Annotated in this window: 12 protein-coding genes; 1 reads left to right on the top strand and 11 read right to left on the bottom strand. The window is 63.4% G+C overall.

What is annotated here, in order from left to right:
- Positions 1–109: 109 nt before the first annotated feature.
- Complete coding sequence (locus ABWV64_RS02810) at positions 110–1,486, top strand: FAD-binding oxidoreductase (protein WP_353342758.1); 1,377 nt, start codon at positions 110–112, stop codon at positions 1,484–1,486.
- Here ABWV64_RS02810 and recN read toward each other — a convergent pair.
- The 11 genes from recN to ABWV64_RS02865 all read right to left on the bottom strand — a co-directional run bounded on the left by recN (position 1,483) and on the right by ABWV64_RS02865 (position 13,610).
- Complete coding sequence (gene recN / locus ABWV64_RS02815) at positions 1,483–3,138, bottom strand: DNA repair protein RecN (protein WP_353342759.1); 1,656 nt, start codon at positions 3,136–3,138, stop codon at positions 1,483–1,485. The two genes, ABWV64_RS02810 and recN, sit on opposite strands and share 4 nt — an antisense overlap.
- Before the next feature lie 36 nt (positions 3,139–3,174).
- Positions 3,175–4,023 (bottom strand): outer membrane protein assembly factor BamD, encoded by an 849-nt coding sequence (locus tag ABWV64_RS02820; RefSeq protein ID WP_353342760.1) that lies wholly within the window; start codon positions 4,021–4,023, stop codon positions 3,175–3,177.
- Between the two features lie 174 nt (positions 4,024–4,197).
- The gene (lpxC, locus tag ABWV64_RS02825; RefSeq protein ID WP_353342761.1) at positions 4,198–5,124 is read right to left on the bottom strand and encodes a UDP-3-O-acyl-N-acetylglucosamine deacetylase; all 927 of its coding nucleotides are present in this window, start codon (positions 5,122–5,124) and stop codon (positions 4,198–4,200) included.
- A gap of 268 nt (positions 5,125–5,392) precedes the next feature.
- Positions 5,393–7,090, bottom strand: a complete 1,698-nt coding sequence (ftsZ, locus tag ABWV64_RS02830) for a cell division protein FtsZ (RefSeq protein ID WP_353342762.1) — start codon at positions 7,088–7,090, stop codon at positions 5,393–5,395.
- 459 nt (positions 7,091–7,549) lie between these two features.
- Entirely contained in the window at positions 7,550–8,896 is a 1,347-nt protein-coding gene (gene ftsA / locus ABWV64_RS02835) for a cell division protein FtsA (RefSeq protein ID WP_353342763.1), read from the bottom strand.
- Between the two features lie 21 nt (positions 8,897–8,917).
- Entirely contained in the window at positions 8,918–9,874 is a 957-nt protein-coding gene (locus ABWV64_RS02840; RefSeq protein WP_353342765.1) for a cell division protein FtsQ/DivIB, read from the bottom strand.
- Positions 9,862–10,782: a D-alanine--D-alanine ligase gene (locus ABWV64_RS02845; RefSeq protein ID WP_353342766.1), complete on the bottom strand. Its 921-nt coding sequence runs from the start codon at positions 10,780–10,782 to the stop codon at positions 9,862–9,864. The genes ABWV64_RS02840 and ABWV64_RS02845 overlap by 13 nt, the downstream gene beginning before the upstream one ends.
- A gap of 77 nt (positions 10,783–10,859) precedes the next feature.
- Complete coding sequence (murB, locus tag ABWV64_RS02850) at positions 10,860–11,801, bottom strand: UDP-N-acetylmuramate dehydrogenase (protein ID WP_353342767.1); 942 nt, start codon at positions 11,799–11,801, stop codon at positions 10,860–10,862.
- Between the two features lie 116 nt (positions 11,802–11,917).
- On the bottom strand, positions 11,918–12,169 hold the full coding sequence (locus tag ABWV64_RS02855) for a DUF2484 family protein (protein ID WP_353342768.1): 252 nt from the start codon (positions 12,167–12,169) through the stop codon (positions 11,918–11,920).
- On the bottom strand, positions 12,166–12,420 hold the full coding sequence (locus ABWV64_RS02860; RefSeq protein WP_353342769.1) for a DUF2484 family protein: 255 nt from the start codon (positions 12,418–12,420) through the stop codon (positions 12,166–12,168). The genes ABWV64_RS02855 and ABWV64_RS02860 overlap by 4 nt, the downstream gene beginning before the upstream one ends.
- Positions 12,417–13,610, bottom strand: a complete 1,194-nt coding sequence (locus ABWV64_RS02865) for an APC family permease (RefSeq protein ID WP_353342770.1) — start codon at positions 13,608–13,610, stop codon at positions 12,417–12,419. The genes ABWV64_RS02860 and ABWV64_RS02865 overlap by 4 nt, the downstream gene beginning before the upstream one ends.
- Positions 13,611–13,665 lie beyond the last annotated feature (55 nt).

The raw sequence follows: 13,665 nt of genomic DNA on the forward strand, positions 1-13,665 counted from the left end.
TGCTGGCTTTGGTTTCGCCCGCCCGTCCCATATGCACCGTCCCGTCTTATGACTTTCCCCGAAAGCTTGCATCGCCTAGGGTTCGGCGGACACGCCACAGAGGACCCTCATGAACATCGATGCAGCCCTTGCCGCGCTTACAACAGTCTTAGGCCAACGCCTCAGCCTCTCCAAGTCCGATCTGGACCTTCACGGGAGCAGCGAAACGCATTTCCCCCTCACCCCGCCCGATGCGGTCGCCTATCCGCAAACCACGCAGGAGGTTGCGCAGATCGTCAAAATCTGCGCCGCCCATCATGTGCCGGTGATCGGATGGGGCACGGGCACCTCTCTTGAAGGGCAGGCCCAAGCCTTCAGCGGTGGCATCTGCGTCGACTTCTCGCAAATGAACAAACTGCTGCGCATCGGCCAAGCCGATATGGATTGTACCGTGCAACCGGGGATCACGCGCGAAGTGCTCAACACCGAATTGCGCGCCACGGGATTGTTTTTTCCCGTCGATCCGGGGGCGAATGCTTCGCTGGGCGGTATGACCTCGACCCGCGCCAGCGGCACCACCGCCGTGCGCTACGGCACGATGCGCGACAATGTTCTGGGGCTGGAGGTGGTTCTGGCCGATGGGTCGGTGATCCACACCGGCACGCGCGCGCGCAAATCCTCGGCGGGCTATGATCTGACCGCGCTTTTTGTCGGGGCCGAGGGCACATTGGGATTGATCACCGAAATCACCCTGCGCCTGCAAGGCCAGCCCGAAGCCGTCACGGCGGCCATCTGTGCCTTTGACGATATCGACAGCGCCGTGCGCTGCGTCATGGATACGATCCAGATCGGCATTCCCATGGCACGGATCGAATTTGTGGATGCCGCCACCGCCGCCGCCGTCAACAGCTACGCCGGATCAAACCTGCCCGAATGTCCTCACCTGATGGTGGAGTTCCACGGCTCCGACGGCGGCGTGCGCGAACAGGCCGAAAGCTTTGGCGAGATTGTCGCCGATCATGGCGGCAAAGGGTTCGAATGGGCGATCAAAGCCGAAGACCGCACCGCGCTTTGGACCATGCGCCACAACGCGCATTACGCCTGTATGGCCTCGCGCCCGGGGTGCCGTGCGATCGTGACCGATATTTGCGTGCCGATCTCGCGCCTCGCCGATGCGGTGAACGAGACCCGCGCCGATCTGGCCGCGCATAATGTCACCGGTCCGATCCTTGGCCATGTGGGCGACGGCAATTTCCACGCGATCTTGCTTTTTGACGAGGCCGATCCCGATGAGGTCGCGCGCGCCGAAACGGTCGCCCACCGGATGGTCACACGCGCGCTCGACATGGGCGGAACCGCCACGGGCGAGCACGGCATCGGCATTGGCAAGCTGCGCTATATGGCCGCCGAACACGGGCCCGCATGGGACGTCATGGGCGCCCTCAAGGCCGCGCTCGACCCGCATAACATCATGAATCCCGGAAAACTGGTGCCGCCGCGCAATTAGGCGTCGCTCATCAAGGCCTTGGCCGCCGCACGGGCCGCATCGGTGATCGTATCGCCCGACAGCATCCGCGCGATTTCTCCGGTGCGCTCTTCGGCTTCGAGCAGCGTGACCGTTGAGAGGGTCATCCCCGCCTCCACCCGCTTTTCCACGCGCCAGTGATGCGCGCCGAGCGCCGCGACCTGCGGCGAATGGGTGACGACCAGAACCTGCCCGCCCGCGGCCAGCCCCGCCAGCCGCCGCCCCACCGCATCGGCCGTGGCGCCGCCCACACCTCGGTCGATCTCGTCGAAAATCATCGTCACGCCGCTGTTCTCGCCCGACAGGCAGACCTTGAGCGCCAATAGAAAGCGCGACAGTTCCCCGCCCGAGGCGATTTTGCCCAAAGGCCCCGAGGGCGCGCCAGGGTTGGTGGCCACCGTGAAGGAGACCGCATCGCGCCCCTCGGGGCCGGCCTCTTCTTCGGTGATCTCGGTGGCAAACACCGCGCGCTCCATCTTGAGCGGGGCCAGTTCGGCGGTCACCGCCTTATCAAGCCGCGCGGCGGCCTTGCGGCGGGCCTGCGTGAGGCTGCTTGCGGCCTGATCATATTCGGCCTCGGCGGCGGCGAGCGCCTGTTCTAGCTCGGCCAGATCCGCCTCGCCGCCCTCCAATGCGGCCAGTTTGCCGCGCAAACCTTTGGCAAAAGCCGCCAAATCATCGGGCAGGACATCATGTTTGCGCGCCAAGGCACGGATCGCAAAAAGCCGCTCCTCGCAGATTTCCAGATCAAGCGGATTGAACTCCAGCCCCTCGAGGCAGCGCACGACCCCATCCGCCGCCTCGTCCAGTTCGATCATCGCCCGCGCCAGCGCCGCCATGGGCGCATCCAATGCCCCCTCGGCGCGCTCCGCCGCATCCTCCAGCCAGCGCAGCGCATTGCCGATCGAGCCTTCGGCCCCCTCATGACCCAAGGCATGATGCGCCCGCACCACATCCTCGCGGATTTTCTCCGATCCTTGCATCTGGCGGCGGCGCGTGTCCAATTCGGCCTCCTCGCCAGGCTGCGGGTCGAGCGCGTCAAATTCGGCCACCGCGTGGCGCAGGTAGTCCTCCTCGGCGCGCACCTCGTCCAACGCGGCCTGCGCCGCCTGCAACGCCTTGCGCGCGCTATGCACCCCGCGCCACAGCCCGCGCAACGCCGCGCGCTTGCCCTCCAGAGCGCCATATTGATCCAAAAGCGCGCGATGCCCGCGCGGGTTCAGCAGCCCGCGATCGTCATGCTGCCCGTGCAGCTCCACCAAGGTTTCCGACAAGGCGCGCAGCACCTCGCCCGAACAGCGCCGATCATTGACCCAAGCGGTCTTGCGCCCGTCGCGCCCGTTCACACGGCGCATGATCAACCCGTCCTCGGCGGGCGGCAATCCGGCCTCGGCCAGAACCGCATGGGCGGCATGGCCCTGCGGCAGATCAAACTCGGCCACGACCTCGCCCTGCTCGGCCCCTGCGCGCACCAATTCGGCCCGCCCGCGCCAGCCCAAAACAAACCCCAGCGAGTCGAGCAAAATCGATTTGCCCGCGCCGGTCTCGCCGGTCAAAACATTGAGACCCGGTTGGAACGCAAGCTCCAACCGGTCAATGATCAACATGTCACGAATATCAAGATGTCTGAGCACGGCTCGCTGCCCCCACAGCCATGACCGATGAAACGGTCAGAGCCAGCGGCCTTTGATCATCTGGCGATACACTTGGCGCAGCCAGCTGTCGCCAGCGGCCTCAAGCTCCAACCCGCGGCCCGTCAGCAATTTGTAGCTGTCATCATACCATTCGGTCGAGCGGAAGTTATGGCCCAAAATCGCCCCTGCGGTTTGCGCCTCATTGGTCAGGCCCAAAGACAGATAGGATTCGACCAGACGGTGCAACGCCTCGGCGGTATGGGTCGTGGTTTGGAAATCCTCGACCACAACGCGGAACCGGTTGATGGCGGCGGCGTAATGTTCGCCCTTGAGATAATAGCGCCCGATTTCCATCTCTTTCGCGGCAAGATGGTCAAAGGCCAGATCGAATTTGAGCACCGCCGCGCGGCCATATTCGCTGTCGGGGTAATTCTCGATCACCACGCGCAGCGCTTGCAAGGCCTGAAAGGTCAACCCTTGGTCGCGGCCCACTTCGTCGATCTGGTCGTAATAGCTCAGCGCCAAGAGATATTGTGCATAGGCGGCGTCTTCGTCGGTGGGATAGAAATCGATGAACCGCTGCGCGGCAGAGCGGCTGTTGGGGTAATCTTGCGCCTTGTGATAGGAAAAGGCCTGCATGATCAAGGCGCGTTTGGCCCACTCCGAATAGGGGTAGAGCCGCTCGACCTCGCCAAAATATTCGGCCGCGTCATCCGCGCGGCGGCGGCCAAGTTCGAATTCGCCTCGGCCGTAAATCTGTTCGGCGGAATAGGCCTCAAGCGGAACTTCGCCATTGTTCACGGCGCGATTGTCACCGCAACCGGCAAGAAGCGCGACGCAAAGCGCTGCGCCCAGAGAATATGCTCGGGTTCTGCCGCCTGTCATCCTTGCTCTCACCCTTGTCCTGCCTTGGCCTCGATCAAGGCCCTGTGCTTAGCCATCAGCGCCATTTGTCTGCAGCGCCCTGAGCAGGGTTTACCCTGCTTTTCCATCCGGTCCTAGCACGAAAAATTCCGCTGCAAAACGACTTTGCGCATGTTTTGTCGCAAAGCGCGACCTTCAAGCGACAAAGGCGGCGGGGATTTCGTCCCAATGCAGCCCCGCACCGGGCAATTTTGCTGCGGTTTGGTCATCGCAGGTGACCCATTCATAGGCTTCCGCATCCGCAAAAACCGCGCGCAGCAGGCTGTTGGTGATCGCATGGCCCGCACGGTGCCCCGTATAGCGCCCCAAGATCGGCGCGCCAGCCAGCATCAGATCGCCCAAAGCATCCAGCATCTTGTGACGCACGGCCTCGTCCGAATGGCGCAAACCGCCAGGGCTCAGGACCTTGGCCCCGTCAACGACAACCGCATTCTCATAGGTCCCGCCAAGCGCCAGACCTTGGTCATGCATCGCATCCACATCCGATTTGCGGCAAAAGGTGCGGCTGTCGCACAATTCGCGCACAAAGGATCCGTTCGACATATTCAGCGCCTTATGCTGCACCCCGATGGCGGCATCGGCAAAATCGATGTGAAATTCGATCGACAGCGCATCGGCCGGATCAAGCCGCGCCCAAGCCTCGCCCGCGCGAAACTCCACGGGTTTGAGAATCTTCAGCGCTTTGAGCGGCGCGTTTTGCTCTTTGAGGCCATGGGCCATAATCCCGCGCACAAAGGCGGCGGCGCTGCCGTCTAGGATCGGCACTTCCGGCCCGCTGACCTCGACCAGCGCATTGCTCACACCGCAGCCTGCCAGCGCGGCCATGATATGCTCGATGGTCGACAGGCTCTCGCCCGACGCATTTTCGATCTTGGTGCAAAGGGGCGATTGATGGACCGCATCCCAACGCGCGGGGATCAGGCTGCTGCGCAGCGGAAGATCCGTGCGGCGAAACCAGATCCCGCGCCCGACCGGCGCAGGGCAGACCTTCATCGTCACCGGTTTGCCCGAATGCAAACCGACGCCGGAGAAGCTAACCGCAGATTTCAATGTGCGCTGCACGTGGTGGACCTCATGGTAGGGATGCGGGGGCTATCGTCTGCCCTTTTGCCGCTTGGCGGTAAAATAGGCGCGCCTTATGGGAGCCTCAATTCACTCTTTGTAACGGAATGAAACAATCACGCTGCAGCGCGGCGCTCCACATGGATCGCCGCCAAGGCAATATCAGTAAGCTACTATAAAACAACAAAAAAGACCGCCGACGGGCGGTCTTTTTCGAGATTTTGCAACGCAGCGTCAGCAGCCCTGACGCGGGCGGATTTCCGCCGGATCAATTCGCCTGACGGCGCAAGAACGCGGGGATTTCGATGCGGTCTTGGTCCGCTTCGGCCTGCGGTGTTTGCTGCGGCTGGGCGTGAGCGGCGGGCGCGTAGGATTGCGCGGGCGCTTGCGGGCGGGCCTGCTGCACCGGCTGCGGCGCGGCGGGCTGGGCTTGCGGACGCGATTGCGCCGCTTCGCCTTCGCCATGGCCGGTCATGCGGTTGATCAAGGAGTTGATCCCGAAACGCGGGCGCTCGCTGTCGGACTGTGTGGCCTGACGCACGGGCTGTTGCGGTGCTGCGGCTGCGGGGCGTTGAACCGGTTGCTGAGGCTGCGCGCGGTTATGCACGGCGGCTTGCAAACGGGCCAGAGCCTCGGGTGTCGGCGTGCCAGGGGCCGGAGCGCGCGGCGCAACAAAGGCTTCTGCCTCGGCTTCGATGCTGGCGTGCTGCTCGGGCGCTTGCGGCGCGCGGGGCTGGTAGGCGGGGGGCGGAACATCATCTTCGACGCGGCGCGCAGCGGGCTGCTGCTCGGCTTCGAAGATATCTTCCATCTGATCCTCGGCGGCGGCCGATTGCGCATCCAGATCGGCAAAGAGCGTCGGCTCGGGCTGCGCGGTTTGCGCAGCGACGGGAGCGGGCTGCTCTGCCGGTGCGGCAGCGGCAGGTGCCTCTTCGGCGGCTTGTTGCTTGAGCGGCTCGGCCAATTTACGGCGCGGCAGCGGCAGGTCGGTGTTCACATCCACCGCATCGATCCCCGTGGCCACGACGGACACGCGCATCGCGCCTTCCATGGCGGTGTCGAGGGTCGAGCCGACGATGATATTCGCATCCTGATCGACCTCTTCGCGGATCCGGTTGGCCGCTTCGTCGAGTTCGAACAAGGTGAGGTCGTGGCCGCCGGTGATATTGATAAGAACGCCCTTGGCACCGCGCAGGGAAATCTCGTCCAGCAGCGGGTTGGCGATGGCTTTTTCGGCGGCTTGCACGGCGCGATCTTCGCCCGTGGCCTCGCCTGTGCCCATCATCGCTTTGCCCATCTCGTCCATCACGGCGCGCACATCGGCGAAATCGAGGTTGATCAGGCCCGGACGGACCATCAGATCGGTCACGCCCTTAACGCCTTGATACAGCACGTCATCGGCCATCGAGAAGGCTTCGGTGAAGGTGGTTTTTTCATTGGCCAGACGGAAGAGGTTCTGGTTCGGAATGATGATCAGCGTATCGACGACCTTTTGCAGGGCTTCGATGCCCTCATCGGCCTGCTTCATCCGCTTGTTGCCTTCGAATTGGAAGGGTTTGGTCACAACGCCAACGGTCAGAACGCCAAGCTCGCGCGCGGCCTGCGCGATGATCGGGGCCGCGCCGGTGCCGGTGCCGCCGCCCATGCCCGCGGTGATAAAGCACATATGCGCGCCCGCGAGGTGGTCAACGATCTGCTCGATGCTTTCTTCGGCTGCGGCGGCGCCAACGCTTGCGCGCGCCCCTGCCCCAAGACCTTCGGTGACTTTGATCCCCAATTGCACGCGGCTGTCAGAGCGGCTTTGTTGCAGCGCCTGCGCGTCCGTGTTGGCCACGACGAAATCGACCCCTTCGAGGTTCTTTTCGATCATGTTGTTCACAGCGTTGCCGCCAGCGCCCCCAACGCCAAACACCGTAATGCGGGGCTTCAGCTCTTCTTGTTCGGGCATCATAAGGTTCAATGTCATCGATCTGTCCACCTGATGGTTTGCCCGCGTCAGCGGGGCATTCTTTAATTTACCTAATCACGGCCATTGTTACCGTCTGTTCTCAGAGTCGTCACTCAAAAAACGCAATCTCGACACAAAATATGGCGCAAACCACTGGCAACCGCACCATGATGTGCGATTTTAGGCGAGATATTGCGCATGACCTGTGGAAAACCCATAGGATTAGGGCGATCGAGGTCAAGTTATCCACATAAGGGACAACTCTTGCGGCCCCTTTCGGGTGCATTTTTCTGTATCAAGGGAGACTGCTCGGTCCGCCTTGGCCCGTGTTCGGGCGCGATCGGCCTCTACGGGCCTTAAGAAAACCTTAGCATATGCGCGATGCGCCGTCAGGTGATTCTTTGCCTCACGCGACGGAAACCCGCCCCAAGCCCCAAGCGCCGCCCCCACACGATATAGTAGGAGGCCGCTTAAGGCTTACCAATTGTCGCGAAACCACTTCACCGCCCGCTTGAGCGAACGCGCCGGATAGCGATCCACGGGCAGGTCGAAATCCCACCATTCGTCTTGGGGATGGGCGGCAAACAGGCACATGCCGACAACGCTGGCAAAGGCCGGACCGGTCGCGGCCTGCGGCAAGCCATGCACGCGCAACGGACGGCCAAGGCGCACCTGCTGACCCAAAATCTTGCTGGCCAATCCATCAAGCCCCGGAATTTGGCTGCCGCCGCCGGTCAAAACGATCTGCTGGCTTGGCAGATGCTCGAAGCCCGCCGCATCCAGACGCGCACGCACCTCTTCCAAAATCTCTTCGACCCGCGGGCGCATGATGCCGATGAGTTCGGCCCGCGTCACCGTGCGCCGGTCGTGATGCCAATCTCCGGTATCGCCGCCGATCTCGATCTCGTCGCGGTCATCAATGCCCGTGGCCACGACGCCGCCATAGAAGGTCTTGATCCGCTCGGCCACGGCCATCGGCACCTGTAGCCCCATGGAAATATCCGAGGTGATATGATCGCCGCCCATGCGCACCGCATCGCCGTAGATCATGTGTTTCTTCATAAAGATCGACACGCCGGTCGCCCCGCCGCCCAGATCGATACAGGCCGAGCCAAGCTCCTGCTCGTCTTCGACCAAGGCCGCCACACCCGACACATAGGCCGAAGAGGCCACCCCCGCCAGTTCAAGATCGCAGCGTTTGACGCAATGGGCCAAATTCTGGATCGCGGCGGCGTCGATGGTGAGCATATGCATATCGGTCGACAGCACCTGCCCCATCTGCCCGCGCGGATCGGCAAGGCCCGAGCGATGGTCGAGCGCGAAATTCACCGGCTGCGCATGCAGCACCTCGCGCGCGCCGTTGTGACCGCCGCTGTAATCGGGCACGTCGCAGGCCGACAAAACGCGGCTGACGTCCTGCTCGGTGACCACGTGGCCCTCAAGCTCGACATTGCCCGCCAGACCATAGCTGCGCGGCTCGGCCCCCGAAAAACATGCCAGCACATGATCGACACGGATATTGGCCATTTTTTGCGCCGCCTGAAGCGCGGTGCGGATGGCGCGTTCGGTCTCGCCCATGGCTTCGATCTCGCCAAAGCGTACACCGCGCGAACGGGTCGTCGCCGCACCGATGACGCGAAACCCCGCCTGCCCCGCCATGGAGCCGATGCCGTCGCTTTCAACGCCGCCCTCGGTGCCATCAAAGCGCAGCACCAGACAGGCGATTTTCGAGCTGCCGACGTCAAGCACCGCAACCACGCCGCGTTCAATCGCCGCCTTGCGCATTTTGCGCATCGCCCGCTGGGTTTCATATAGCTCGATCATCTGCTTTGACTTTCCTGCGTCCTATTTCTTGGCCGTAATCTCTTGAATGCGCCACCATTCCTCAATCGCACCCGCGTTCATGCGCAGCGTCGGGCGCTGCGCAAGGCGCATATCCACCGCCGCCAGATCGCGGCTGAGCATCTCTTGCGCACTATCAAGCGCCAAGACCCGCTCCAGCGCCTGCACTGCGCCGGTTTCGGGCAACAAAATCCGCGTGCCGCCCTCAAGCACCACATCCCAGCGCCGCTCGCCCATGCGCACCAGACCGCGCAGCCGCGTGCCCAAAGGCCCCGCCGCGCGGATCAGGCCAAGCGCCTCGGCCACATGCGCTTCGGCCCCGTCACCTGCGATCATCGGCAAATCGGGCCGCGCGCCGCGACGGTCAAGCGCCCCGACCGCCACACCATTGATATCGAGCAAGGCCAGCCCTTCGTAGCTGCGCCACAACACCACCGGCTCGCGTTCGCGCACATCGACCTGTAGCACACCGCCCGGACGGATGCGCACGGCGGCCTCGGCCACAGCGGCCAATCCGGTGACCGATTTTTGGATTTCAACCAGATCGAGATCGAATGAGGAGATCGGGAAATCAATCGGCACGATCTCGCGGATATCTTCGGCGACGCTCTCGCTTGCGCCATCGATCGCCATCATGCCCAGCATGAACTCGGGCCGCGTCTCGAAGCGGTTGCGCATGTCGGAAAACACCGCCGCCACCTCGTCGCGCCGCTCTTGCGAGGCAAAATACCCCCCCGTCGCCAGCACGACCAACAAGACAGGCACACCGATCTTGACCGCTTTGCGATAGATCGGCGTCAGCATCATCCGCTGCATCCGGTAGGACCAGCGCGACGGCGCCGGATCGGATTTGGCGCGCCGTTTGCGCGGCGCGGCGGGGGCCATGGGGGCCTCGCCCTCGGCGGCCTGCGGACGCGCGGCCTGTGCGCGCGCGGGGCGATGTATCTCTATCTTTGGCATGAGGCGTCCTCGACCATCCAAGCGCACAGCTCGGGAAAGCTGATGCCCACGGCCTGCCCCTGCTCGGGGCTGAGCGATGTGCCGGTCATGCCGGGCTGTGTGTTGACCTCCAAAATGATCAACCCGTCCATCCCGCGCGCCTCGTCCCAGCGAAAATCCGTCCGGCTCACGCCGCGACAGCCAAGCGCATCATGGGCACGTTTGGCCATATCAAGACAGGCGTCGAAAATCTCTTGCGGGATATCGGCGGGCACCACATGGCGGCTGCCGCCCTCTTTGTATTTGGCATCATAGTCATACCAGCCATCGGTCAAGATATCGGTCACCGTCAGCGCCCGATCCCCCATCACCGTGGTGGTCAACTCGCGCCCCGGCGCAAAGGTTTCCACCATCACCACATCGGGCATGTCGGCGGAGAGCGGCGGCGGACCGTTGGCCGCCTCATGCACCAGATAGACCCCCACAGAGGAGCCTTCGTTATTGGGCTTGACCACATAGGGCGGCGCCATGACATGGGCGGCCATGACGTCGGCCTTGGGCGCCAGAATGCTTTGCATCACCGGCAGGCCTGCGGCTTTGAAAATCTCTTTGCTGCGCTGTTTGTCCATCGCGAGGGCCGAGGCCAAAACCCCCGAATGGGTATAGGGCAGCCCCATCCATTCGAGCAAACCCTGCACCGTGCCGTCCTCGCCGTAGGGGCCATGCAAGGCGTTGAATACCACATCAGGCGCGATCTCGGTCAGACGCGCCGCAAGATCGCGGCCCGCATCGACCTCGACCACCTCATATCCCGCCTCACGCAAAGCCGCGGCGCATGCGCCCCCCGTCGCCAGCGACACTTCGCGCTCAGACGAAGGACCACCCAACAACACTGCAACTTTGGAGGCTGTTTTGCTCGAACCCACCACCGGTTATGCCTTAATCATCCGGACCTTTGCGGCCCGTGTTTTTATCGTCGCCCTTTTGCGGGCGAAACTGCCTGTATTTATGCTTGCTCACGCGAGGGGTCGCCCACCCGCATAATTTCCCACTCTAGCGTTATTGCGCTATTTTCGTAAACCTTTTTTCGCACCAATTCCCCGAGGTTTTCGAGGTCCGCCGCCGTGGCGCCGCCCGTGTTGATCATGAAATTGGAATGCATCTCGCTCATCTGGGCACCGCCGATCCTTGCACCGCGCATCCCCGCATCGTCGATCACCTTCCACGCCTTCAGATCATGCACGTCATCGGCCTTGCCGGTCGAGGAAAACCCCGCCGGATTGCGAAAGGTGCTGCCGGCGCTGCGCTCTTTGGTCGGCTGGCTGGCATCGCGTTTGGCCAATTGATCGCTCATGCGCGCCTCGAGCGCATCGGGATCGCCCGCCGCCCCCTCGAATACCGCCTCGGTCAACACCCAACCTTCGGGCAGGCTGCTTTGCCGGTAAGCGAATTTGAGATCATCGGGCTTGAGCACCTCGAGCGCGCCATCGCGGCGCACCGCGCGCGCTTCGATCAAATGATCGGCCACATAGGAGCCGTAACAGCCCGCATTCATCCGCACCGCCCCGCCAATCGCACCCGGAATGGTGCGCAAAAACGTCAAATCGACGCCCGCCGCCGCGGCCTTGCGCGCGACATGGGCATCCAGCGCCGCCGCCCCTGCCGTCACGCGAGTGCCCTCGATCTCGATCCCGTTGAAACCGCGCCCAAGCCGGATCACCGCAGCGCGCAGCCCGCCGTCGCGCACGATCAGGTTTGACCCGACGCCCATGGGAAACACCGCAATGTTTGGTGCAAGACCGCGCAAGAAGTCCTGCAAGTCCGCCAGATCCGCAGGTTGAAACAAAACATCCGCAGGCCCGCCCACGCGCAGCCACGTCAATTCGGACAGCGCGCGCCCGAATGTCACGCTCCCGCGCACCTGTGGCACATCATCCTGCGATATCATCAAGCAACCCCATATATACTGTGTCCCCCGCGATATACGCGAAGCAAGGCCGCAGGGCAAACCAGATGTGGGGCCAGATGTCGGACCAGATGCCCCAACAGATCTGGGGCAGATGCCTATCCGCGCCCGACCCGCCGCCGCAGCCAGCGACCAAGGTAGATCACCGGCCATCGCAGGATGCTCATCGCGGCGGCCAGCACCAATAGCCCGACCCAAGGCCCGTTTTGCCATGTCACATAGCCCAAGATCGGAATCCCCACGGCGATCAACATATAGGCATTGCGCCAATGGTGATCACGGCTGGGCGTCATGGCCAAGACATTCGCCGCCACCGCCCATAGGCAGGCAAGGATCAACGAGGGGCTCATTTCGGGATCTCCGGCCGCTCGCCCTTGGCGCGCTTCCACAGGTATCTAAGCGGGTTGCGAAACATCGACACGAAGGCCGCCAGCGCCGCCAGCGCCGGTATCCAGCCATAGTCCCAACCGATCGCACCGATCAGCAAAGGCGCGGCCAACAGCAGCGCCAGACCAGGCAAATATTGCCGCCGCATCGGCAACATCGCCGTCACGGTCGCGGCCAGAACCCAGCAACAGGCGATGATCAAAGACAGGCTCATGCGCCGCCTCCCAAGAAAGACGCTTCAAATCCGGCGAGGCAGGCAATGATGCCCAGCCACGGCATCCAGAGCGGCACCGCAAAGGGCGATGCGGGCTGTTTGCGCTTCACGCCTATCAAAGCCGCATTGACGATGGCAAAGACGATCAAAAGCGCCTGCGAGGTGATTTCGGCCAAAGCCGCGACAGGCAGGCTGAAGGCCGAGACGATCACCGCCGCGCCCACGGCCAGCGTGCCCAGAACCGGCGTGCCGAACCGCGGGTGGGTTTTGTGGAAAACCGCCATGGCGGGCGAGCGGCGCCCCAGCCCGAACAGCACCCGCGAGGCCATGACGATCTGGGCCAGAACGCCGTTGAGCGCGGCGGCCACGGCGATGGCCGAGAGGAACACCGCGCCCGTCCCCGTGCCCGCCTCCCAGACCAAGGCCAAGGGCCGCTCGGAGAGGGCCAAAGCCTCGCGCGGCACCGCGCGCACGGCGGCCAAGGACACCAGAGCATAAAGCAAGGCCGTCAGCGCCAGCGCCGCAATGATCGCACGCGGCATGGTGCGGGCCGGATCGCGGGCCTCTTCGGCCATATTCACCATGTCGTCAAAGCCGATGAAGGCAAAAAATGCAAAAACCGTCGCGGCGGCCACGCCGTTCCATTCAACGGGCGGCAAGGGCACCGACCACTCCGGCACCGGCACGGCGTGAAACCCCGCATAGATCACCAACATCAAACCGATCACCTCGACCACCGTCAGGGCGGCGGCCAAAGCAAGGCTTTCGAGCACGCCGATGATCGCCACGGCCGTCAAAAACAGCCCAAGCCCGATGATCGCCCAAGCCGAGGGCACATCCACTATCGAGGTCAGATACCCCACCCCGCCGCGCAACACCGCAGCGGCGGCCACGGTCCCCGCGATGATATTGATCGCACCGACCAGAACCGCCAATCCGTGCCGCCCGAGACCAACCTCGACATAGGCGCTATCGCCCGCGGCTTCGGGTATGCGCGCGGAAAGTTCGGCAAAGCTGAGCGCCGAGGGCACAGCCACCAGCCCCGCAAAGACAAAGGCCAAAGGCGCCCATAGGCCCGCCGCCCCCGCCGCCGCACCGGTCAGAACATAGATGCCCGCTCCGACCATGATGCCGACGCCATAAGCGGTCAGTAAACCCGGCCCGATGCGTCTTTGCAGTTGCGCGCTCATGACGCGCACCAAAGTCGCGCGGCGCGCATCGGCGCAAAGAGGAGAGGAGGGCTAT

It is taken from the genome of Litorivita sp. NS0012-18 (assembly GCF_040371945.1).
Taxonomy (GTDB): Bacteria; Pseudomonadota; Alphaproteobacteria; order Rhodobacterales; family Rhodobacteraceae; genus Litorivita.

Excerpts from the sequence above, each read along its gene's own strand:
- ABWV64_RS02810 (WP_353342758.1), top strand. The coding sequence starts at position 110 with ATGAACATCGATGCAGCCCTTGCCGCGCTTACAACAGTCTTAGGCCAA.
- ABWV64_RS02820 (WP_353342760.1), bottom strand. The coding sequence starts at position 4,023 with ATGACAGGCGGCAGAACCCGAGCATATTCTCTGGGCGCAGCGCTTTGC.
- ftsZ (WP_353342762.1), bottom strand. The coding sequence starts at position 7,090 with ATGACATTGAACCTTATGATGCCCGAACAAGAAGAGCTGAAGCCCCGC.
- ftsA (WP_353342763.1), bottom strand. The coding sequence starts at position 8,896 with ATGATCGAGCTATATGAAACCCAGCGGGCGATGCGCAAAATGCGCAAG.
- ABWV64_RS02840 (WP_353342765.1), bottom strand. The coding sequence starts at position 9,874 with ATGCCAAAGATAGAGATACATCGCCCCGCGCGCGCACAGGCCGCGCGT.
- murB (WP_353342767.1), bottom strand. The coding sequence starts at position 11,801 with ATGATATCGCAGGATGATGTGCCACAGGTGCGCGGGAGCGTGACATTC.
- ABWV64_RS02855 (WP_353342768.1), bottom strand. The coding sequence starts at position 12,169 with ATGAGCCCCTCGTTGATCCTTGCCTGCCTATGGGCGGTGGCGGCGAAT.
- ABWV64_RS02860 (WP_353342769.1), bottom strand. The coding sequence starts at position 12,420 with ATGAGCCTGTCTTTGATCATCGCCTGTTGCTGGGTTCTGGCCGCGACC.
- ABWV64_RS02865 (WP_353342770.1), bottom strand. The coding sequence starts at position 13,610 with ATGAGCGCGCAACTGCAAAGACGCATCGGGCCGGGTTTACTGACCGCT.